The sequence below is a fragment of the Vagococcus carniphilus genome, assembly GCF_014397115.1.
In the GTDB taxonomy this organism is placed as follows: Bacteria; Bacillota; Bacilli; order Lactobacillales; family Vagococcaceae; genus Vagococcus; species Vagococcus carniphilus.
In genome coordinates, this window is record NZ_CP060720.1 from 1,659,937 (window position 1) to 1,684,618 (window position 24,682).

Below are 24,682 nucleotides of genomic sequence, written 5' to 3' on the forward strand. Positions count from 1 at the left end.
ACAATGAGTCAAAAATTAAAAGAACAACAAGTGTCTTTATCCATTGAAGAGACAACTCAAAATAAAGTTTCTCCACTAAAAATTATCGTATCCTCTATTGGAATATTGTTAATGGCGTGTAGTTTTTATTTGATGTTAAGTCAGTTTTCAACAACGATTAAAGCAAATTTAAAAATAGGATTACTAATGATTTTTCTATGGGTTTTCTTAATTTCTTTAAGTAAATGGTTCCTTAAAAAGAATCAAAAAATAACTCTAATTGGCTTTTTAATCCTATTTTTCTTTCTTTTTTTACTAAGTTTTTACTGGACCAAAGATGCTGGGATTCAAATTTTTAACGAGTTTCTAGCTTACTTAGGACGCTTTAATGGTGCTTATTATTTCGGCCTTGAAGGAGGAAATAAATTAAACTTTACTTTATTCTTTCTAGTCTTAACGCAATTCTTAGTTTTGCTTTCTTTAACAGTTGCGCAGTTCTTTTATTCAGGTAGTTTAATTGTTTGGCTGAGCTATCTGATTATTGGAGGTTTTTGGTTAAAATCTTTTAATGTTTATAGTTTAATTTGTTTACTGTTAGCAACACTTATTTTGTTAATATTCAAAAAAATGAACCTAAACAATCAATCAGTTAAATTGAACGTTCGACTTTTAGCTTTAACACTAGGATTTATTATCTTAATGATTACTCCTATTTACTTATTAAAAGTTGATCAAATGATTTTAACTTCTGGTCAAGTTGCGAACTTACATGAAGAGATTAAAGATAAAAAAGAAGTGTATAACTATGGGAAAGATGAATTCTTACCTATGGGACAATTAAAAAACTATCAAGAAAAAAGAACAGATAAAAAAGTTTTAGAAGTTGAAATGAGTTCGATTGAACCCTTATATTTAAAACAATTTATCGGAAAAGAAGTAGCTGGAAATAACTGGGAAAGTTTGTCTAAAGACTCTTTATACGAAGATTACTCTTTAAATTATTGGTTAAATCAAGCTAAGTTTTCAAGTTTTTCTCAGTTATCTGATATCTCTTTAGCTGTTAAAAATAAAAAATCTAAGACAAATGAAATTAGAGTTCAAAATAGCAATGGGTCAACTAAAGAGCAGTTTCTTCCATATGGGATGATAAAAAGTAAGAATTGGGAAAATGAAATTACCAACGATGCTTTCATTCCTGGAAATAAAAAGAAAGAGGAAACAAGCTATACATATGATATAGTTTCAAATGTTTTAACTAGTTACCCAAGACTCGTTAAAGATTTCTCTGTCATGAAAAAAGATAAAGCATCCAATGATTACCTATTGAATGAATCAAATTACAATGAATTTGTTTATAAAAATTATTTGTCCGTGCCTGATGAATTAACTGGAAAGCTGACAACCATTTCTGGTGTGAATCCTCATTTGAAAGAACATGTTTACTATGAAAAGGCTGATAAAATTATCATTGATTATGTTAAAAAAAATTATCAAAAACCTACTAAAAAGGATAAAACACCTAAAGATTTCATTGATTTAGCTTTATCAAATGACTATCATTTAAAATTTGATACTGAAATTGCGACTCTTTCTACTCTTTTATATCGTCATATGGGAATTCCCGCAAGATATGTAGAAGGATATGTCGTTACACCTGAATCTATTTTAAGATCAAAAGATAATCAAGTAAATATCACAGGTAAAGAAGCCCACGCGTGGACAGAAATTTACCAAGATGGAATTGGCTGGGTGCCAAAAGAAACTATGGCGACTTATCTTAATATTATGCCTCAGCCTGAGTTTGAAGGTCTATCTTATAGTGGTGATAAAGATAATAATGAAGACGCTAAGGGAAATGCAACAGCTAAAGGAAGACAAGAATTACAAGATAATGAAAAATCAGATACTAAGCAAGTAGAAGATAAACAAAAGAAAGAGTTTAAGAAAACATTTATCATTATCCTTGTGTCACTGCTTGTTCTTGCTTTAATCGTAGGATTAGGTTTTATCTTACTTAAAACCTTAAAAGCCTACAATCGACGTAAACAAGCTAAATTGGCTATGGAAGATACTAATAGCTTAATAGCTGCTAAAGCCAAACTAAATGAAGTATTCCGTTTACTTGAAGCTGATCAAGTAAGTTTACCTGGTGGCTCCTTATACGATTATGTACCGTTAATTGATGCTCAATATAAAGATGCCAAGTACACTCAATTATACGAAAAAGTTATTAGAGACATTCAGAAAAGTGCTTATAGTAATAATTCAACTCTAACCGATAAAGAAATTGGTCGAATGGATAAATTACTTGCTTCAACCACTTACCATGTATTTGAAAATAAATCTTTCAAACAAAAAGTTAAAATGAAACAAATACTTTATTATTCATAAAAGAAACCCTCGTCAAGGCGTTTAACTGCCAGTGACAAGGGGTTCTTTTTTTAAAAGTAATCGCTAAAATAAGCGGCTTGATCAGGAATAATTCTTTCTAGTGTTCTTAGGGTTTCTTTATCGGTTTTTAACCGCTCAATTCGAGATAGGTAAGCAGGTCGTTTATAACTTAAAAAGAGAGCTGCTAGTGTCTGGATATCAATGTATACAGGATTACCGATTGCTTCTTCAGTAATAGTTAAATCATCATTTTCATCCCAAATCAGTCCAAATATACGATTATTCCAATTAGCAATTGGGTCTTCAACAACAAAATGGAATGGTTTTCCAGTTGTAATAAATGGGTATGACTCGATAAATTTTTCAACATCAACAATTCTTGCCATAAAATAAGGCTCAATCGTTTCTTTGATTTCACTATCTTCAAATAAAAAGGCAATAGGTTCATTTTTAAACGTTTCACCTTGAACTAAATCAACCATTGAAAAATGAGCAGAGACAAAGTTCCATAGGCCGTGTCTTGCTTCTTGATTCAAATAAAACATTTCTTTGATATGGAAAACTTCTTCAGCAATCCAGTAAAAACAAACGCCTTGAGGTTCGCCCTCACGATTGTAATAGATAGCTGCTGTTCTTTCTTCTTCGTTTTCCCAACGCCAATATTCTTCCCAGTTTAAGTCTTGGCGAATCATTGCCCCGTGGTTTTGTTCAGCAAACTGATCATACACCACAAAAACATCTTCATGATTAATATCTTCTCGTTCAACGTAACCAGGAACATCAACACGTTTAGGTAATTGAGAATCTTTAATCTCAAAGGCAATTTTATCAGACATGATTTCCCAGCCTTTACGACGATAGTAGGGAATACTATAAGGGTATAGATAAGAAATCCACTGTTCATTATCACGCATTTTTTCAAGCCCAAGAGAAATTAAATCACTCATTAGACCAAAGTTTGTATATTCAGGGTAAGTTCCAACACCCGTTACCCCAGCCATCTTGTAAACCGTATCGTGAATGTTTACCTCACAAGGGTAGATAGCCAGTTGAGAAATCAGACGATCTTCATGGGTAAAGAAGCCGTAGACATCAGCTTCACGAAGGACAGGTCGTTTAGCTCGGATGATTTCAGATTCATCTTCATAACCACCTTCCTCAATATCAGAATCTGTTACTTGGAACACATAACGAAGTAATTCATTAAATTGCTTTAAGTGTTTCAGTTCAACTTTCTTCAAATACAGAGAATTTTTTAGTTCTTTTTTATCCATTATTTCACACCTCAAATTATTTTCATCCTTATTATAACAAAGACCTACTTAAAATACTTTAAAAACTGCTTAAAGCTTGGTATAATTAAAAATGCTGATTGAAAAGAAAGTAGGAGATTTTATATGAATTTTGAGGAAATGAAAAAAAGACAAGAATCTATTCGTAATTTCTCCATCATTGCACATATTGACCATGGAAAGTCGACATTAGCAGACCGCATTTTACAACAGACAGAAACTGTTTCTGATCGTGAGATGCAAGCTCAATTGTTGGACTCAATGGACTTGGAAAGAGAACGAGGCATTACAATTAAATTGAATGCAGTCGAACTAACGTATAATGCGAAAGATGGAAAAGAATATATTTTTCACCTAATTGACACGCCAGGGCACGTAGACTTCACATACGAAGTGTCCCGAAGTTTAGCTGCTTGTGAGGGAGCAATTTTAGTTGTAGATGCTGCCCAAGGAATTGAAGCGCAAACTTTAGCAAACGTTTATTTAGCCGTTGATAATGATTTAGAAATTTTACCAGTTATTAATAAAATTGATTTACCTGCCGCTGATCCTGAGAGAGTACGTGGCGAAATTGAAGAAGTTATTGGAATTGACGCAAGTGAAGCAGTTCTTGCTAGTGCCAAAGCTGGAATTGGGATTGAAGATATTTTAGAGCAAATCGTAGAATACGTACCAGCACCAACTGGAGACGTTGAAGCACCTCTAAAAGCGTTAATTTTTGACTCAGTTTATGATGCTTATCGTGGAGTTGTCTTAAACGTTCGTGTAATGGACGGCGTGGTAAAACCGGGAGATGTTATCCAGTTAATGCAAAATGGAAAAGAATACGAAGTAACAGAAGTAGGGATTTTCTCTCCAAAAGCTGTTTCTCGTGATTTCTTAATGGTAGGGGACGTAGGTTACGTTACTGCCAGCATTAAAAATATTCAAGACACTCAAGTTGGGGATACAATCACTTTAGCAAATAACCCAGCAACTGAAGCCTTAGAAGGTTATCGTAAAATGAATCCAATGGTTTATTGTGGACTTTATCCAATCGATACTTCTAAATATAACGATCTTCGTGAAGCTTTAGAAAAATTACAATTAAATGACTCTGCTTTAGAGTTTGAAGCTGAAACTTCTCAAGCACTAGGTTTTGGTTTCCGTTGTGGGTTCTTAGGTTTATTACATATGGACGTTATTCAAGAACGTTTAGAACGTGAATTTAACTTAGATTTAATTACAACAGCACCATCTGTAATTTATCATGTGAATAAAACTGATGGTACAACAGTTGTCGTTGATAACCCGGCTGAATTCCCAGAACCAAGTTCAATTGATTCTGTTGATGAGCCTTACGTAAAAGCACAAATTATGGTACCTAACGAATACGTTGGAGCTGTTATGGAGATTTCACAACGTAAACGTGGTGAATTCGTAACAATGGATTATTTAGATGATTACCGAGTAAATGTTGTCTACAATATTCCATTATCAGAAATTGTTTTCGACTTCTTTGATAGATTAAAATCAGGTACAAAAGGATATGCGTCCTTAGACTATGAATTAATTGGTTACCGACCAAGTAAGCTAGTTAAAATGGATATTCTTCTTAATACAGAAACAGTTGATGCGTTAAGCTTCATCGTTCATAAAGAATTTGCATATGAGCGCGGTAAAGCCATCGTCGACAAATTAAGAAAATTAATTCCAAGACAACAATTCGAAGTGCCTATCCAAGCAGCCATTGGAACTAAAATTGTGGCCCGTACTGACATTAAAGCTTTACGTAAAAACGTATTGGCAAAATGTTACGGTGGAGATGTTTCTCGTAAACGTAAACTTCTTGAAAAACAAAAAGAAGGTAAGAAACGTATGAAACAAATCGGCTCAGTAGAAGTCCCTCAGGAAGCATTTATGGCTGTTCTTAAGATGGACGAGGATGAAGGTAAGAAGAAATAACTGAATAAAAAAATACCCACTATTTACTACTATCATTAATTCATAGTAAATAGTGGGTATTTTTAATATCTCAACGTTTCGACATTAAGGTGCCAGTCATTAGGAAACCCCAATGATTCAAGAATATTGTTTATACTAATTGATGTTAACTGATTATCTAAAGTTTTTACTCTTTTTTAATAGTATTATGAAGAGTTGCGTACTGAACATTACTTAGAAAACATTGAAGAATAATGAAAACACTATATACATCCTTTCTATTATCGGAAGGTTGAACATCGTATTTTAAATGAATATCAGGATAATGTTTCAGATCTGCTTTGCATTTAAAATCTAACAATCGATTATTATGAGCACAAATATTTCTAACTTCTCTTATATTTTCTGTAAATGATAACATTATTTCAGGTGTAAAAGGGGAATTAATAACTGTTTTTTCAGATATAAAACTGCAAATATTTTTGGCTATTTTATTTTGTAAATCGGTAGGTAAGCTTTTTAACATTGAGTTTGTTTGCCCGAAATCTAAATAATCTATCAATACCCAAATTGGAACATCATTATGCGTTCTACAATAATGTCGAATAGAGTTTCCGTTATTCCTTTTTTTATTTTGATTTATTAAACTGCTTAATTTTGAAATAAGCCATCCTAACTCTAAAATTTTAGAAGTATCATAATTACTAGTATTTAAGTAAGCATATTGACAATTTGGATAAGCTTCTGAGAAACGATAAGCTAAGATACTTTTTAAATGTTTTTCAGCCTCAGTAATTGCTGTAAAAAAAGCTGTTTTCAATTCTTTATCAAAATAATGTAAATGAGTAATTTCATCAAATGAGGCGTTTGGTAAATACTTATTTATTTCTAAATCCATAAAGTATTTACTGTAACCATTAATTAAATTATAATAATTATTTGTCAGCAAATATTGTTTAGCCTTTTTATAGTCTTCAAATTGTAATCCGCGTTTATAAAGAATACCCAACTGACCGTCTAAATCTTCAAATTTTTTCAAACAAAAAAAAACCCATTCCAAAGAATGAAGGTTTTCCGCACTAGTCCCCGTAGAGATACTAGCACTTTCTCTTATCCTCATTCTATATGTTGTCTTTTATTTTTGCAACTAGTTTATTTTAAAAATTTATAAAAATTAAATAATAAGCATTTCTACATACCTATTATACGAACGTACATTCTGTTTGTAAAGTGTTTATACATATACTAAATTAAATTTTACTCTATAAACACAAACGTCGATGATTGTCCTTTCCCTGAGTCAATGATTATCTCTGTGTTACTAATAATGGTTAATTCAGTAGGTCTGCCATCTGTATCCAAATAAATAGTATTTGTTTCTTCATCATAAGAATGAACTTCAACAGGAATGTTGCGGTCTCCACCAGGGCCAACTGGGCGAGTAGTCCATGTTCCATCTTCATGAATTGTAAAATTATTATCCGTTTGCCAAACAGCCCAAGTTCCTTTTAATGAAAGCATTTTGTCATAAGCTACTTGCTTATTGTCAATCTCTTTTGTTTCTTCAGTAGAATTACCTTTAATTGTTTCTTCTTTTGTTGTGGCTACTGTTTTTTTATCTTTTTTCTCATCTTTGTTATTATTATTTAACGTCTTAATTTCTTCAAGAATTTGTTGTTCTTTTTTATTTGAGACACCTAAAAAATAGCCTCCTCCAAAGGCAATAATAATCAATAAAACAACAATAATACCACTTTTTTTATCACTCATTATTTTTCCTCCTAACTAACTTTTTCAATAAAGTCATTAAACTAATGATAACACCAAAATATAAAAAGTTTTAGTCACCACATCAGCATGTAATAACTAAAACTTTTTTTAAGTCGACTTCTTCAAAAATAAATTTATCTTACTGTGGAATCATTTACTTTTGTTTCCCTTATTTCTATTATATCCTTTTTCATATGCACCAAAAAATCGAATAGCATAACGTTCTAAATCATTTAAGTTACTAAATTCTGAATTTTCAAGAGCTATTGTCTGAATTGTAAATTGATCACCATATTTAAAATCAGCGTATACGTCGCCATTTCCTCGTCCTTTAAAATGATTACCAATTCTATCTAAGACCTTAATACTTTGTCCAACATAATATAAATCTTTTGTTTTATTATGTAATATGTATACTCCTGGAAAATTTTTAATATTTGCGTGTCTTGCTTTTTCATCGTACAATCGTTTATTTCTTATTAACATGAATTCTTCAGGGGTTAATTCAATTGAATTATTTGCTAAATCATTAATTTTAGAGTTTATTTTTTTAGCTTGTATTAGTTGGATTATTAATTTTAAAAAACTTATAGCTAATATTAAAAGGAATATGCGTATTAAATCTTTATTAAAAAGAAAGCTTTCCAGTATATCTGTTACATTCATTTTACAAGCCTCCTTAAAACTCAACTTCTTCAAAAACCAATTTTTCTTGATTATCGCTAGAATAGATTTTTTCACCATCATAGAGATAAATTGTTTTTTCTTTTATATCAGTTTCGGCATCTTTATGTGTAGTGGAAAAGCCATAGACAGCTTTTTTAGATTCATTATCAGTTGTTTTAAATGAGTTAAACTTCTTAATATCGACTAATTCAATTTGTTCAGAATCAGAAAATTTACGATTAAATAGTTGAATTAAGTCATTTGAATGATTTAATTCATAGTCGCCATTAGCTAATTGTTTCTTCTTTTTTTTAAGAGTTTCATTCACCTCAAGGGGTGTAACATTCAATTCTTTTGGAACTTCATCTATCTTTTCAGCCTTTAGAAAGTCACTATTCCCTAAATTGAATTCGAAAGCATCATTTTGAAAGACCGCACTTTTATAACCAGTATAATCAAACGTTTGATAATTATATTCCAGTGGAAGGGGAGAGAGGTTCTCTTTTCCTTCTTGATTTAGCGCATTATAATTTTGAACTGCATTTTTGTAGCTTAGAAAAATTGACTCATTTTCTTCTACAACATAACCACTTAAAAGTGCATAATTTTTAGCTTTCTTCTTTTGTAATTGATTCGAGCTATCTACATAATAATGAAAAGATGGACCGGTATCCAATACTCTTAGCTCAATAAACGTTCCATCACTATTTATTGTAATGATATTCTTACTTAAACCAGTCTCTTTTAAAATGTCACCTTCAAGTAGATAAGTAGCTACATACTTATTTGTGTCTTCAATAATTTTAGCAGGGGAGACATCCATTTTTGGTACTTTTAATCCCATTTTATTTAAAGTTATATCAGACTCATTGTAAAAGTAACTTATTTTTTTCTGAGGTTCTTGTGATGCGTTACTAACATCTTTTTTTACCTGACAACCAGTCAAAGCAATCAAGCTTATAGAGGTTAAAAATAGAATAATTTTTTTAGTTTGCATGCATTACTTCCTTTTCTATTTTAATTGAAGCACTTGATTGTCAACAATTTTAGCGATATCACCAATTGATTTTTCACTATAAGATTCATCATAACCACCAGTCATAATTGTCACAAAATAGGGTTTTTTAGTATCTTTAACAAGAGCAATATCATTACTTACAGCATACATTGGCATCCAGCCAGTTTTGTGGGCGACATCAACCCCAGGTAACCCAACTGCTACACCATCATCAAAAATACTTTGTTGCAACCAATTATATAGCGTGTTAATATTTTTACTCTTATCTTGGTGAGTGTATACATAATTCATTGCTTTAGTTAGAATTCGTGGGCTAGAAAAGGCTCTATTATTCGGTGAAGCACTATCTAAACGTCCTAAATAATTAATAAATTCTTGCTCACCAACGTAGTTTAATAGCATAACATACGCAATATTATCACTGTATCTAATTACTAATTCTGCTAATTTACCAACAGAGTACTGACCGCCAACAGGTTCAAACTGAATAATTCCTGTCCCATCAAGTTTAAAGTTAGCTGTATAAGTTAATTGAGTATTCAAATCAATTTTTTTCTCATCTATCAATGTCATTAAATAAGTAATGAATGGTAATTTAATACTACTTGCTGTTCGATTGATTTTATCGCCATTGTAACTATATGAAAATGATTGATCGACAGCTTCTGCGTAGATGCTAATATCTCCGCCTTTTTCTTTAACAAATTCCTGTAAATCTTTATCTAAATTCTCCTTAAAAGCTTCTTGTGTTAAAGTAGGCTTTCTTTTTTCTTCTCTTTGTTCTATATGAATTTCTCTAGGTTCAAGAATATCTTTTTCAATAAATCCTTTTTTAGGATCGCTAATAATTTCTACCCACTGATCTTGTCCTTGTACAGGTTTGACTTTGACAACCGTTCCAATAGGTAATGCGTCCTCGCTCAATTCTGTACCAGTTAGAGTAACTTTAGGATGTACTTCTTTAGTAACAACTTGAGCCTCATCAAAAACTGTTTTTTTCTCAGGTGTAGTTTCTTTTTTTTCAGCAAGAACTTCTTTAGATGCTGATATTTCTTTTCTTTTTTCTACCTTTTCAGGTACTGGTCCTGCAACACTCTTTACCTTTTTAATCGTGAGGAAGGAGACTACTATTAGGATACAAAACAAACTCAACAAAACAAATAACTTTTTCTTCATTTACCCACATCTTTCTTCTTGATTTTTATACCATCTTTTTTATTATAGGGGATAGAATAGCTTGTTTTCAATACTAGTTGTGATTTTTATAACTAAATTAAAGAAGAAAGCATAAAAAACTCCCTTTAAATAGAAGATAAACTTTCTACTTAAAGGGAGCTGACTTTTTAATTAAAATAGTTGAAATGTAGTTGACGTTTCATCATTTGAAAAATAGATATTTTGACCATCAAATAAGTAAACATTAGTTACTTTGTTTCCATTATTTGAAGAAGTTGTTGAAAAAGCATATTTTGCTTTTATATGATTTTCTTTTTCAGTTTCTACATTTTGATAACTCGTAATATCAAGTAATTTTACTTCATCGCTTGGAGCAGTTTGAGGGCTCATAAATTGAATAAAATCATTGATATTGTTAAACTCATAATGTTTTGATGCTAAATTTTCTTGAGATTTCTTTAAAAAATTATTTATTTCAAGAGGAGTTACAGTTAACTCTTTTGGTGTTTCTTTAGGGACAACTTTTACTAATCGAACAGAATCTCCATTAGCATTTATTTCAAAACCATCTTTAACAAAAAAAGATGTTTGAGCTTCGTTGTCATCTAGTAATTGGTAATGATAGTTTTGAGATAGAGGTGAAATTTTCTCTTCACCTTTTTGATCAATTGCTTTGTAAAAACTGATTGAGTCAGCATAGCTTAAAGACACTTGATTATTCTCTTTAACGACATAACCACTTAGTAACTCATAATTAATCGCATTTTTAGTATGTACTTTATTTTTTTTATCAACATAATAATGAGTAGTTGTTTTTTCTGAATTGTCCTTAAGTACTCTCAATTCAATAAAAGTTCCATCCTCATTAACTTTTAAAAGATTTTTATCCAGTGCTACATCTTTTTTGCTTTCCCATTGAAGAGAGTAGATACCAGAATATTCTTTTGTATTGTCTATCACGTTTTTAGGTGAGACATCTTTTTTAGCATATTTTGATTCTAGATTACTATCTTTTATTTCTTTTTCATTAAAGAAATAAATTGACTCCTTATCTTCATATGCCGAACTAGCTTTAGCTTCATTTTTAAAACTGCATCCACTTAAAGATACCGTAAAAATGAGTAAAGCAACTAAACTTACTGTACGCTTTTTCATATTCCACGTCCTTTATTTTTATTAAACTATTTTTAGAAATTACGTTGTACTCTTAAAAGTCTAAAAGAGATGCTTATTTTGTAAATTTCACGGTACTAGTTTGTCCACCTTCGTAAAATGAATATCAACTATTCTTTTTACGAATACTTCCACTATACTTATACATCATTTACCAAGAAATAAACAAGAATAAGCACTCGAGTTTTCATAACTTTTAATCTGTTTTTAATCATTCGCTTAGTGATAGCGCTTATTCATCAACTTTTTTTATTTTTATTATCTATAGAAGCAACTTTTTTCAAAACTATTTTCAATAAGTCTATTTTTATAAAAAAAGAGAGTTTATTTGTAAAATAACTTTTTTCACAATCTTAAATGGGTGACGAACCCCCTCAAAATAGAGTACAATACAATAACGGTGCTTTTTTTATTTTTAAGCACAATGAATAAAACGTATTGGTAACGGGAAAGAGGTGTAATTCCTCTACAGACCTACCTACTGTGAAGCAGATGAAACCAATGAAACCACGGAAGAGATTCTTCTGGAAGGTTTGGGAGTAAGAAGAAGCTAAGTCAGGAGACCGACCATTTTTCGTTTTTCTAACTTTTTGTAGGAGAAAAGTGATAAGAGCAACTTTTTTGTTGAATCCTTAAAACTACCTTTTACAAAGAGGTAGTTTTTTTATTTTGATTTGTAGGAGGAGGATAAAGTTAGAGTTTTTTTGTTATGTCGCATGATGTGCGATTATTATTGTTTTTAGGGAAGGAAAGAGAAAATGAATAAAAAAATGAATTCAAAGTTTTTTAATTTATTGTTAGTGGTTTCGATGGTTTTATCTACTTTTGTTGGTATTCCATTCCAAGCTTTGGCAACAGAGAACACTGCTGTTAGTGTTGAAGAAAAAAGTAGTGAAGATGATTTAAGTCTAGGGTCTGGTTACCTAGGTGTACAAACAGAAGCAGCTGTTTATGATGATTTTACAAATGATATTTGGTTACAATACCAACAAAAAACGTTGAATGTTGATGAAACAGTTGATTTAAGACCTTGGCGTGTTGAACAAATTGTTTCAAATAATGTTGCAAACGATGTGGCTAGACCAAATTTCCATTTTGAAATTATTTCTGGTGATAGTGTTACTTTAAGTGATACTGAAAGCACTGAAAAAACACAAGTTAAAGCCGTTAAGCCTGGTACAAGTGTGGTTCAAGTGACTTATGACGCTCTAACTTATAAAGATAAAACATGGGGAGCAATCTCACCTGTTAATACAGGATACGCTGTCTTTGTTGTTGGTCAAGATGGACAATCTAAAATAACATTAAGTGATGAATTAATGAATTGGCGCCATTATGACACTATTTATTACTCAGAAGGAGAAACAACACCGTATTCATTTACAGTAAATGCGACAGATGCTGAATCGACTCGTGTTTTAGTAAACGGTAATGAAATTGAAGGTAATGATGGAGAATTTACTGCTGATTTAGAAAATAGAAGCAATATCATTAGTGTAGAAGCTACTGATAAAGAAGGTCGTATTTCTTCATTACATAGAGTAGTTGACGCACGTTTTATTGAAGTGAATGTTGAAAATAAAACAAATCCTGACGAAGATTTTGTTGTTGGTGATACTGCCAAAGTTAGTTTTAAAGGTATCAATCTACCAGTTTTCAAATTAGCAACTATCTATAATCCAGCTCCAAATGCTTGGGGCGGAAAAGGCTCATTTGTAGAATATAAAAATAATAAATCAGAAGAATTTAAAGGACGTTCTGGTCAATACGATTTAGCGACAAAAAATTCTTTTGACGTTGAACTCAAAGAGGCTGGAGATCATACTTTTACTAGTCCAAATGGTATTTTTACTAGTTGGTGGGGATCTAAATTAGGTAGTGATTTAGCGGCTTCAGGACCTGGAGAACCTAATTTAAATGCTGATATGCTAGAAGGCTACTTCTCTAAAATGCCTGATTTTACTATTTCTGTTGACGAAATAGTGGTTCAAACAGAGATTAAACTTGCTAAAAGTGAATTAGAGTTAACGACAGGGGATAGCGAATTAGTTGAAGCTGTTGTTAAACCAGAAAATAAAGCAAAAAGATTAGTTTGGTCAAGTTCTGATAAAGAAGTAGCAACTGTTGATAAAACTGGTAAAATTACAGCGGTTAAACCTGGTAAAGCAGTTATTACTGCTAGCATTAATAAGGTAAAATCGGAATTAACAGTTACAGTTGTTGAAAAAGGATACAAAGAATTAGTTGCTCATAGAGAAGCAACTATTAAATCTTTAAATTCATATAAAAATTTAAAAGACTACCGTGAAACACAACAAGATGAAATCAAAGCAATCTTAAAAAATACTGAAGCTTTAATTAACAAAGCAGGAGATAAAGAAGCTGTTGATGCCATTGAAAAAGAAACAAAAGCAAAATTAGATGCTGTAAAAACAGATAAAATTCTAACTGAAAATGAAACAAATGGAAAAACAGTTACTTTCTCATTAGAGAAATTTACAATTGGTCAAGGATTTATTGTTGAACCAATTAATGTTTCATTCAAGAAAGATGAAAATGCTGCTGAACTATTTGATCGTATCAGCAAACAACAAAAATTAGGTTACTGGAATGCTGGTTCTCTCAAAAAAGACTTCTACCTACAAGGTATTGAAAAAGCAGATAATGGTAAAGTGAACATTCCATCTTATATTTCTGAAAAATTAAATGGTCCAACAACAGAAGAAGCTTTAGCAACGGGTAAAGATGATTCTGACTTAGGTGAATTTGATTACCATACCGGTGCTGGTTGGTACTACCAAGTAAATAATACTGCAGCCAATGTAGGAATGTCTAATTGGAAAGTTAAACCAAATGAAGTTATTCGTGTTCAATTTACTCTTGTTTATGGAGAAGATTTAACTGGAACAAATTTTGACGGCAATGGAAATAAAATTACAGTTTCTAATAAAGATGAAGCTTTAACAACTCTAGCTAACTTTAATGCTCGTGATGATAAAGCTGATTTATTGAAAAATGATACAATCAAGAGATCATATGACGCCTTACACACTAAAGTTCAAAATACAATCATTCCTCAACTAGAGATTAATCAAGCAGTAACTGATTTTAACAAATCTTTAGAAGAAGAAAAAATTGCTAAAGAATTACAAGCACATAAAGACGCTTCTAAAAAATCTTTAGCTGAGTACAAAAATATTAAAGATTACCGTAAAGCACAACAAGATGAAATTAATGCTATTCTTAAAGATGCTAATGGTAAAATCGATAAAGCAACTGACAAAGCTGGTGTTGATGTTATCGTTAAAGATACTAAAGCTAAATTAGATGCAGTTAAAACTGATAAAGAATTAACAGACGCTGAAAAAGAAGCTGCTTCTAAAGAACTACAAGCACATAAAGACGCTTCTAAAAAATCTTTAGCTGAGTACAAAGATCTTAAAGGTTACCGTAAAGCACAACAAGATGAAATTAATGCTATTCTTAAAGATGCTAATGGTAAAATCGATAAAGCAACTGACAAAGCTGGTGTTAATGTTATCGTTAAAGAGACTAAAACTAAATTAGATGCTGTTAAAACGGATAAAGAATTAACAGACGCTGAAAAAGAAGCTGCTGCTAAAGAATTACAAGCACATAAAGACACTTCTAAAAAATCTTTAGCTGAGTACAAAGATCTTAAAGATTACCGTAAAGCACAACAAGATGAAATTAACGCTATTCTTAAAGACGCTAATGGTAACGTTGATAAAGCAGCTGACAAAGCTGGTGTTGATGCTATCGTTAAAGACACTAAAGCTAAATTAGATACTGTTAAAACTGAAAAAGAATTAACAGATGGTGAAAAGAATCCACAGGGCGCTTATATTAAAGATGGTCGCTATGTAACAATCACTAAAAAAGGTTATAATACTTGGTCTAATTTTAATTGGAAAAAACGTAATAACACAGACAAACTTGTAGGTGAAACTTACGAAGCAAGAGGTAAGTACAACCATAAAAATGGTGCTACATACTTATCTTTATTTGATAGTAAAGGTAACTGGCATGGGTATATTAATGAATCAGCTGTAAAAGCTGGAGATGGTAAACAAGGTGCTTATATCAGTGATGGCCGTTTTGTAACAATTAATAAAAAAGGTTACAGTACTTGGTCTAACTTTGGTTGGAAGAAACGCGACACAAGTTCTAACTTGTTAAATGAAACATTCCAAGCTCGCGGAAAATATAAACACTTTAATGGTGGTACATATCTATCATTATATGACAACAAAGGTAAATGGTTCGGTTATATCAATACGGATGCCGTAAAAGTTGGAGATGGTAAGCAAGGCGCTTATATCAGCGACGGCCGTTTTGTAACAATTTCAAAGAGCAACTATGAAACTTGGTCTAACTTTAATTGGAAAAAACGTGGAATGAGTAAAAATATTTTAAACCAAACATTCCAAGCTCGTGGAAGATATAAACACTTTAACGGTTCTACTTACTTATCTTTATATGACAGTAAAGGCAAGTGGCAAGGGTATATCAATGCTAACGCTACTAAAATAGCAGACGGTAAACAAGGTGCCTACATTAAAGATGGCCGTAAGGTAACAATTAATAAAAAAGGTTATAACACTTGGTCTAACTTTAACTGGAAAAAACGTAGCTCAACAACTAATATGATGGGCAAAAAATTTACAGCTAAAGGTAGATACAGTCATTACAATGGAGATACTTACTATTCATTGTATGACAATAATGGCAAGTGGCATGGTTATGTTAATAAAAATGCTGTAAAATAATTAATTATAAAGATTGAGGCTTAGGTCTCAGTCTTTTTTTATAAATAGAAATGAGGGATTTTCCAATGAATAGTTGCATTTTTTGTCATGGCATAAAATCAGAGGATATTTTAATTAGTTCGAAACATTTTTTTGCTGTATTAGATATTGATCCAATTCAAAATAGGTTCAAAAAACCACTGTATAAGGTATTAAATGGAGCAATTTTATTGTTTTGAGGAAACGTTTACTATATAATAATGTTAATTTACTGAAAATAAAGACAGGGAAAAAGGTGTAACCCCTTTGCAGCCCCTAGCTACTGTGAGACGGACGAATTCATGGATACCACTGAACATTTTTATGTTTGGGAAGGTTTGAATGAGGATGAAGTTGAGCCAGAATATCTGCTTTATTTTTTAACAAAAAGATATCTGAGGGTGAGAAGTCTTTTTTTATTTCTGTGTACCAAAGCACCCTTTTTTAGGGTGCTTTTTTTATTTTTTAACATAAACAGAGAAAAAGGTGAAAATCCTTTACAGCCCCTAGCTACTGTAAAATTGACGAGATCATATATGCCACTGAGAAATTGGGAAGGCTTGATCAAGGATGAAATTGAGTCAGGATATCTGTTTTTTAATAGAACGTGAAAATTATCTATGGGTGTAAATTTTCAATTAACGACAAAACACCTTTTTTGAGGTGTTTTTTTATTGGGGAGGGAATAAAAAGTAGTTGTTTTATCAGAATAAGGGAGGAATATAATTGAAAATTAATTTTAAGAAAAAAACAAAATTATCATTAAGTTTATTGGTATGTTCATCAGCTTTATTATTAGGGGGAACAGGAGCATTTGCTTGGGATGGAGTAGATGACGTTAAAGAACCTATACAAGTTGGTGACGTCTATCAAATTGGTAGTGCTGAAGAATTAGCATGGTTTGCTAAAGAGGTTAATTCAGGCAAAACGCTAGATGCTGTATTAACGAAAGATATAGATTTAGAAAATAAAGATTGGAGTCCTATTGGATCAAGTAGTTTTAAAGGTAATTTCAATGGAAATAACTTTGAAATTAAAGGTTTTAAAATAGAAGACGCTACTGGCTGGCAAGGTTTTTTTGGAAAGAATGAAGGCACAATCGCTAATTTTTCTATTGATGGAAGTATTAGCACAATAAGTGGTAACGGAACTGGTTCTGTGACCCCGTGGAATGCTGAAAATGGAGTTATTGACAACGTTTCTAGTTCAGTAAACGTTTCTTCTACTAATACAAAAAGTATGGGAGGAATTGCTGGACAAAATACACTTGGTGGCATTATCAAAAACACTGAGTTTTCAGGAGAAGTAAATGGTCAATCTAATACGTCAACTACTCAACATATTGGTGGAATTACCGGAACAAATAATTCGGGAGATATTATTGGGAATATAAACTATGGTAATGTTTTAGGAACAAATCTCTCTAAACAAACAAGAGTAGGTGGACTTGTTGGTACTTGGGATTCAAAAAGTTCTTCAACTATTGCTAATAACATCAATTATGGTAAAGTGACGTCAAATAGTAAGTTTGCTAGAATCGCTGGGCTTATTGGATTTTATAATAATACCGCAGCTAGTAATGCTGACATTAAAGATGTATTTATCAATTCAATAAATTTTGGGACAGTTTCCGCAGAACAACCTACAGCAATTGATAGCTTAATTAATTCAAAAGATCCTTTAGAAAAGGATAAGTATTTTAATTCTAATAATAATTTTGATGGGTTAAAAGAGAATTTCGATACTGAAGAAGCAACTACTCAAATCAATGAATTTGATGGTTCTGATTTCCAAGTTTCTATTCCTGAGTCTGCTAAATTTAACTTAGCTAAAGATGGTTCTGTTAAATTAACTTCACAATTAAATCGTTCAAAAGAAGAACCTATTGATGAGGAGAAAGTAAAAAAAGCTGAAGAATATCTGAATAAAGCAATTTTAGCTTTAAATACCAGCTACTTTAAATATACTCCTGTTTTTGGACAAGATACTAACATAAACGCTATGGTTGAAAAAGGTTTTTTAGATAAAGGTTTTCCAGACATAAAAGTTAGTGTAAAAAGTACATCAAATGAAGAATATATTGCCAAAGATGGAACAGTTCACTATTACTACAAAAATCCTAATGAATCTGATGGAATGAGATTTAGAAGTGTTGCTGTTGTATATGAATTAACTAAAGATGGAGCAGTTGTTGAATTTGCCCCAAAATCAAATGCTGTTATTCATTGGAATAGAGATAAACTAGAAAAAATTACTCAAGAAGAGATTCTTGATCAACTATCTCTTGAAAGTATCAAAGGAGATAATGAATCTACTGAAAAATTTGATAAAAATCTCTTATTACCAAAATATATTGATAATAAGAGATGGGGAGAAGTTAGCTGGGGATCTTCAAATTCCGAGTTATTAAAAATTGATAACAGCTTACAAACTGGTAATTCCAACAATATGTACAACCCATTTATTGGTAAAATAAAACGTGATGAAAAAGACCAAAAAGTATTATTAACTGCTTCTGTCAAAAATAATCAAGTTCCCGGTGGACAACCAGACTTAATTATTTCAAAAGAAATCGAAGTGACAATCAAAGGGCTTGGTGCTGGTAGCAAAGATGAAATCCAATCTTTAATGGATGAACATTATACGTTTGATAAAATGACTGACAGTGTTACAAAAGAAAAAATAAATCCTGAACAAGTTGTAAATGATATTGGTTTACCAAATCCAAAAGGTACAGGTGTTCCCTTAAGTCATTTATATCAATTTAAAGCTGTAAGTGATACACCAGATGTATTAACCGTAACGGGTTATCGTCTAAATGTCTTACGACCATTACCAGGTGAACCTGCTAAAAAAGCTTCATTTACTGTTACAATGAATGATCGTAATTCGACTCTTTCAGCTAGCAAAACATTTGATATAATGATTCAACCTTTAACACAAAAAGAAATTGATGATGAAGTTAAATTGATGGATGCTGCTAAAGCTAACTATTTCAATGGTTTAAATAAAGCTGGTAATAGTGATGCAACTAACATTACTGAACGATTAAACACGTTCCAACAAGTGTCATTCAACGAAGATGGTAAAACTCTTAATTGGGTATATGATTCTAAAGATTTAAAAAATAGAGGAATTGTTCCAGTAAGCATCGATGAAACAAGACCTTCTGAACAATGGGATAAATTCCATTCAAGTAATAATGCTGTTCTTCAACATGAGAGCTTATTTTTAACTAAACCAGAACATGATGTTAAAGTAACAGTCAAAAGTGTTTTATCAAGTTCTGTATTAGGAAAATACGCTAAACAATATCCTGATAATAAAGACTTACAAAAATTATACCGTCAACCTGTTTCTGTTGATTTAGTTGTTAAAGGTAAAAATGGAGAAAATCCTAAACCTGAAGAAAAAAGAAAAGTAAGCTTCTCAATGATTGGAGAAAAAGAGAATGCTTCTTATACTAACTGGTTAACTACAACTGGTGAAGGAGATGAATATACTTCTGTATTTGATGTATTCAAAAAGGCAATGGATGACAATGGATATACTTTTGTCGGATCAAATTATATCTCAAGTATTACTAATCCATCGGGGGTTACATTAACACATAAAGAACATGGCCCAAGCAGTGGCTGGATGTATGCTGTCAACGGTGTTATTGTCGATTTAATGCCTGCGGATCAAATGATTGAAGATGGAGACCAAATCACATGGTTCTATGTTGAAGACTATCAAACTGACCCTCGAATCATAGATGGAAAATTTGATCCTGAAGCTGGAAAAGAAAGTGATTTAGCTAAAGCTCAACGCTTAATTAGAGCTATTGGTGATGTGACTCTTGAAAAAGAAGAAGCTATCAAAGAAGCTCGAGGAGCTCTTGATCAAGTAAAAGACAAAGGTCAATTATTTATTATTCTTCATGTACAACTTGAAGAAAAAGAAAATCAATTAAAAGCTCTTAAATTAGACGCTCAAAACAAAGATGCTGCTAAAAAAGTTGAAGAATTAATTTCTTCAATTGGTGAAGTAACACTTGCAAGTGAACCAGCTATTTCTAAAGCAGCTCAAGCATATGATGAATTAACAGAAGCAGCTCAAAAACTTGTATCAAATCATGATGCATTGGAAACAGCTAAAGAAACTTACAGTAATTTAGTAAAAGAGCAAGAAAATAAAAAAGCAACTAAAACTGTTATTGATACAATTGACCAATTAGGAACACCTACGATGGCTAATAAAGCTCAAGTAGAATTAGCCCGTCAATTATTCGATGCTTTGACTGAAGAACAAAAAGTGTTGGTAACTAACTTAGAAACATTGGCTGCAGCTGAAAAAACAGTTGAAGAATTAGTTTCAACTATTGATGCTGTAAATGAAGCTATCGAAAACTTGTCTGAAACTATTTCTTTAAACGATAAGGAAGCAGTTGCAAAAGCTCTAGCATTATATAATGCCTTACCTGAAGCATCTAGAGTCTTTGTATCTAATTTAGAATTTTTAGAAAATGCAAATAAACAAGTTAAATTATTAGAAGAAGCTCAACCAGTTGTTGATTTAATTAATAATATTGGCGAAGTAACGTTAGCAAGCGAATCTGCAATTAAAAATGCTCGTCAAGCCTTTGATAAATTATCAACAGAGGCACAAGCTAATGTTTTAAATTTAGAAACATTAACTAAAGCAGAAGATAAATTAAAAGAACTTAAAGGTAACGAAAGTTCTGAAAAAGAATTAAAAGCTCATAAAGAAGTAGCGATTAAAGCTTTAAACGAATACAAAAACCTTAAAGATTATCGTAAAGCAGAACAAGACGAAATCAATAATATTTTAAAAGAAGCAACAGATAACATTGAAAAAGCTACTGATAAAGTATCAGTTGATGGTATCGTTAAAGAAACAAATACTAAACTTGATAAAGTTAAAACTGATAAAGAATTAACTCCAGGTGAAAAATCACCTCAAGGAGACTACATTAAAGATGGTCGTTATGTAACTATTAACAAAAAAGGTTACAATACTTGGTCTAACTTTAATTGGAAAAAACGTAACAGCTCAGATAAATTAGTAGGTGAAACTTACCAAGCAAGAGGTAAATATAAACATGAAAATGGTTCAACTTACTTATCATTATATGATAACAATGGTAAATGGCATGGTTATATTAATGAAAAAGCTGTTAATGTTGGTGATGGTAAACAAGGTGCTTATATTAAAGATGGTCGCTATGTGACTATTACTAAAGGTAATTATGATATCTGGTCTAACTTCGGCTGGAAAAAACGTAACTTTAGTGGAGATTTATTAAACCAAACATTCCAAGCACGTGGTCGCTACAAACACATGAATGGAGCAACTTACTACTCTCTTTATAATGATAAAGGTGAATGGCAAGGTTATATCAATGCTAACGCAACTAAAGTAGCAGACGGCAAACAAGGTGCTTATATTAGCGACGGCCGTTATGTAACAATTTCTAAAGGTAACTATGACATTTGGTCTAATTTTAACTGGAAAAAACGTAACTCAAGTAAAAATGTGTTAAATGAAACATTCCAAGTTCGTGGAAGATATGAACATATGAATGGAGCAACTTATTACTCTCTTTACAACAATAAAGGCGAGTGGCAAGGTTATATTAATGCTAACGCAGCTAAAGTAGCTGATGGCAAACAAGGCACTTATATTAGAGATGGTCGTAAAGTAACTATCAATAAAAAAGGTTATAATACTTGGTCTAACTTTAATTGGAAAAAACGCCAATCAACAAGTAATTTATTCGGAAAAACATTTACTGCTAGAGGAAAATATCGTCATTTCAATGGTGAAATCTACTATTCTTTATATGACAATAAAGGAAACTGGCACGGATACGTTAACCAAAATGCTGTAAAATAGATCAAAAAAAGACGATTAGGAAAATTATCCTAGTCGTCTTTTGCTTTTTAATTATTTAATACGGCCATAGCTAGAGCTTGCTGAATGGTTGTCACATTGCTATCTTTTCTAAATTGAAGAACTTCAGCTGGTTCAATACCACTAGAAATCCATATTTTTAATTCTGATTCTAAATCAAAATGCCCTGATGTTTCTACACTAAATCTTGAAATGCTCCCATAAGGAATTGATTTGTATTCCGTTTTTTTGCCTGACATTCCTTGTTTATCAACGATAATCAATCTTAAATTGGTAAATACAATTAAATCACGAACTAATTTAAAAGCTAAATCAATTTGTTCATCAGGAATTAAAATACTTGCCAATTCTTTTTCAACATTACTATGTTTAACCTCACTTGCGTTTCCCAATAAGCCATCAAATAATCCCATTGTCATGCTCCTTTCAAATTATATAACTATTTTAACACATTAAAAGAAGAAGCCCCATTGCCATATGTTAAAATAGAGTGGTAAGCAAATTAGTTTATCTAACCTAAGAAATGAGGTCCTTTAATTGAAAAAAATAGTAGCCATTACAGGTGCTGGAAGTGGTCTAGGAGCTTCTTTAGCTAAACAATATGATGCGATGGGTTATTATGTTTGTCTTCTTGGTAGAACAGAAGACAAGCTAATCCAAGTAAGTAAATCCTTAAAAAATAAATCTAGTTACTATCTTGTTGATGTTAGTATTAAAGAAGAAGTGAGCCGGACTTTCAATCAAATAAAAAAAGAAGTAGGGGAGGTTGATATCTTAATCAACAGTGCCGGTTTAGGTGTATTTGATTTAGCTGAATCACTTAATGAGTCTGCTGTTCATGCAATGATCGATACTAATCTTAAAGGAACTATTTTTTCTACTCAAGAAGTATTGCCTCAAATGAAAAATAACAATCAAGGAGCTATTGTCAATATCATCTCTACAGCAGGCCTTGAAGGGAAAGCGACAGAATCTGTGTATTGTGCGAGTAAGTTTGGCGTGCGAGGCTTCACGGAAAGTTTGATTGTTGAAACAAAAGCAACCAATGTTTTTGTCTGTGGTGTCTACATGGGTGGCATGCAAACTGAGTTCTGGGATGGTATTTTTGATGAAAGTAAAACGAACACATTTATGACACCTGATGATGTAGCTAAGACTATTATTGCTAGTACCACTCAAAAATTAATTCCTTCTGAAATTGTTATTAAAAGTAAAAAATAGAGAAGAGCCTAAAAAGGTTCTTTTCTATTTTTACTAAGTTAAACCATCCATACCACCAGCATGTCCTCCAACTAAATGACTTCGATTAATAGCTGTTGCGCCTTCTAATCGGCTACTTGCATGATAAATAGCATCAAAACCATATTTTTCTCTAATGCCATCTATTGTTTCATCCAATATTTTTTGGCTGACTAATTCTTCAGGTTGTTCAAATAAATTTAATTGAAGGATATCTCCATCTGATAGTTTGGAGTAATTAACAGACAGATTCCGTACAGCACTGCCGTCATAGAATTTGTCAAATAAAAGTAAGCAATAACTAGCAAGTTTTTTAGAAGAATTTGTTTTTGGAATAGACATCTGGCGACTAAATCCTGGTGTTGGTTCACTCCTAGAATAACCGACAGATAAGTGTACGCAATTTGTTTGGTATCCTTTTTTTCTAAGTCTTGTTGCTACTTGCTCTGCTATTTCTCTAAGGACAATTTTTGTTTCATTTACTTTTACATAATCTTTCATTAAAACTTGGCTGTTGCCTATACTTTTAGACTTTGGTTGATAAACCTCTGAGATATTACTTCGATCAATTCCCCAAGCATGGGCAATTAATTGTTGTCCCATAACTCCCATTGATTCTTTCATTTCAAAAAAGTCATGGTGAGCTAAATCATAAATCGAATAAATCCCTTTATTGTTTAGTCTTTTTTCTGTTCGTCGGTTAATTCCCCAAAAATCAGTCATATTTTTTATCTGCCAAACTGTATTAGGAACATCTTGATAATGCCATGTTGCAATCATACTAGGGGCATGTTTAGCGGCATTATCTAGTGCTAACTTACTTAAAAGCATGTTATCTCCAATTCCAATTGTACATGGCAAACGTGTTTCTTTCTGTATATCGTGTTTAAACCTTTCGGCAAATTGATAAGGGGAGAGGTTAAATAATTTCTTTGATGCTTTTACACGTACAAAGGTTTCATCAATGGAATAGATTAAAATATCTTCATCTGCTACATAACGCCTAAAAATATTATTAATTTCAACATTTTTTTTAATATATAAATTCATTCGTGGAGGTACAATATGCAAGTCTTTATGATACGGGATTTGAAAATTTCTCGTTACATTGTCAATTCCTAATAATTCTTTAGCTTTAGGGGAAGTCGCTAATGCTAAACCTCCTGGAGAATCGCTACCACTCATGACGACTAATAACGCCTTGAGTGGATCTAATCCTCTCTCAATACACTCAACAGAAGCATAAAACGACTTCATATCAATACAAAGAATATCATCAACTTTTTCATCGCTGTAATCAAAATATTGTTGATAACCACTACCATACATAC

14 protein-coding genes and 3 riboswitches are annotated in these 24,682 nt (G+C 31.7%); of the genes, 5 read left to right on the plus strand and 9 right to left on the minus strand.

The genetic code is table 11. The features are described from left to right. The first annotated feature begins 3 nt into the window (after positions 1 to 3). The gene (locus H9L18_RS08185) at positions 4 to 2,370 is read left to right on the plus strand and encodes a transglutaminase-like domain-containing protein (protein WP_126793317.1); all 2,367 of its coding nucleotides are present in this window, start codon (positions 4 to 6) and stop codon (positions 2,368 to 2,370) included. A gap of 50 nt (positions 2,371 to 2,420) precedes the next feature. On the opposite strand, the gene H9L18_RS08190 is transcribed toward H9L18_RS08185, so the two are convergent. Then, entirely contained in the window at positions 2,421 to 3,644 is a 1,224-nt protein-coding gene (locus tag H9L18_RS08190; protein ID WP_126793319.1) for a GNAT family N-acetyltransferase, read from the minus strand. Between the two features lie 123 nt (positions 3,645 to 3,767). On the opposite strand from H9L18_RS08190, the gene lepA reads away from it, so the two are divergent. Then, positions 3,768 to 5,606: a translation elongation factor 4 gene (gene lepA / locus H9L18_RS08195; protein WP_126793321.1), complete on the plus strand. Its 1,839-nt coding sequence runs from the start codon at positions 3,768 to 3,770 to the stop codon at positions 5,604 to 5,606. A gap of 166 nt (positions 5,607 to 5,772) precedes the next feature. Here lepA and H9L18_RS08200 read toward each other — a convergent pair whose 3' ends face one another. From H9L18_RS08200 to H9L18_RS08225, 6 genes are all read right to left on the minus strand, one after another. Further along, positions 5,773 to 6,624 (minus strand): Abi family protein, encoded by an 852-nt coding sequence (locus tag H9L18_RS08200; protein ID WP_246433266.1) that lies wholly within the window; start codon positions 6,622 to 6,624, stop codon positions 5,773 to 5,775. 218 nt (positions 6,625 to 6,842) lie between these two features. Next, entirely contained in the window at positions 6,843 to 7,355 is a 513-nt protein-coding gene (locus H9L18_RS08205) for a hypothetical protein (RefSeq protein ID WP_126793323.1), read from the minus strand. 150 nt (positions 7,356 to 7,505) lie between these two features. Beyond that, positions 7,506 to 8,021, minus strand: coding sequence for a GIY-YIG nuclease family protein (locus tag H9L18_RS08210; protein WP_185847460.1), 516 nt, complete (start codon positions 8,019 to 8,021; stop codon positions 7,506 to 7,508). A 13-nt stretch (positions 8,022 to 8,034) separates the two neighbouring features. Next, the gene (locus tag H9L18_RS08215; RefSeq protein ID WP_126793327.1) at positions 8,035 to 9,018 is read right to left on the minus strand and encodes a hypothetical protein; all 984 of its coding nucleotides are present in this window, start codon (positions 9,016 to 9,018) and stop codon (positions 8,035 to 8,037) included. 15 nt (positions 9,019 to 9,033) lie between these two features. Continuing rightward, entirely contained in the window at positions 9,034 to 10,215 is a 1,182-nt protein-coding gene (locus H9L18_RS08220; RefSeq protein ID WP_126793329.1) for a serine hydrolase, read from the minus strand. Between the two features lie 171 nt (positions 10,216 to 10,386). Next, positions 10,387 to 11,370 carry a hypothetical protein gene (locus tag H9L18_RS08225; protein ID WP_126793331.1) on the minus strand — a complete coding sequence of 328 codons (984 nt, stop codon included), beginning with the start codon at positions 11,368 to 11,370 and terminating at the stop codon, positions 10,387 to 10,389. A gap of 399 nt (positions 11,371 to 11,769) precedes the next feature. Beyond that, positions 11,770 to 11,974, plus strand: a riboswitch (cobalamin riboswitch). 172 nt (positions 11,975 to 12,146) lie between these two features. Here H9L18_RS08225 and H9L18_RS08230 point away from each other — a divergent pair. Both H9L18_RS08230 and H9L18_RS08235 read left to right on the plus strand, forming a co-directional pair. Beyond that, positions 12,147 to 16,178, plus strand: a complete 4,032-nt coding sequence (locus tag H9L18_RS08230) for an Ig-like domain-containing protein (protein WP_126793333.1) — start codon at positions 12,147 to 12,149, stop codon at positions 16,176 to 16,178. Between the two features lie 222 nt (positions 16,179 to 16,400). Next, a riboswitch (cobalamin riboswitch) is annotated at positions 16,401 to 16,586 on the plus strand. A gap of 40 nt (positions 16,587 to 16,626) precedes the next feature. Further along, positions 16,627 to 16,808, plus strand: a riboswitch (cobalamin riboswitch). 114 nt (positions 16,809 to 16,922) lie between these two features. Further along, a complete protein-coding gene (locus tag H9L18_RS08235) occupies positions 16,923 to 22,094 on the plus strand; it encodes a DUF4430 domain-containing protein (RefSeq protein ID WP_126793335.1) in 5,172 nt (1,723 codons plus the stop codon). Between the two features lie 47 nt (positions 22,095 to 22,141). Here H9L18_RS08235 and H9L18_RS08240 read toward each other — a convergent pair whose 3' ends face one another. Beyond that, positions 22,142 to 22,525: a PH domain-containing protein gene (locus H9L18_RS08240; RefSeq protein WP_126793337.1), complete on the minus strand. Its 384-nt coding sequence runs from the start codon at positions 22,523 to 22,525 to the stop codon at positions 22,142 to 22,144. 124 nt (positions 22,526 to 22,649) lie between these two features. Here H9L18_RS08240 and H9L18_RS08245 point away from each other — a divergent pair, with 124 nt between their 5' ends. Beyond that, positions 22,650 to 23,333, plus strand: coding sequence for an SDR family oxidoreductase (locus H9L18_RS08245; protein WP_126793339.1), 684 nt, complete (start codon positions 22,650 to 22,652; stop codon positions 23,331 to 23,333). Positions 23,334 to 23,366: 33 nt separating this feature from the next. On the opposite strand, the gene H9L18_RS08250 is transcribed toward H9L18_RS08245, so the two are convergent. After that, positions 23,367 to 24,680, minus strand: a complete 1,314-nt coding sequence (locus H9L18_RS08250; RefSeq protein ID WP_126793341.1) for a Y-family DNA polymerase — start codon at positions 24,678 to 24,680, stop codon at positions 23,367 to 23,369. Positions 24,681 to 24,682 lie beyond the last annotated feature (2 nt).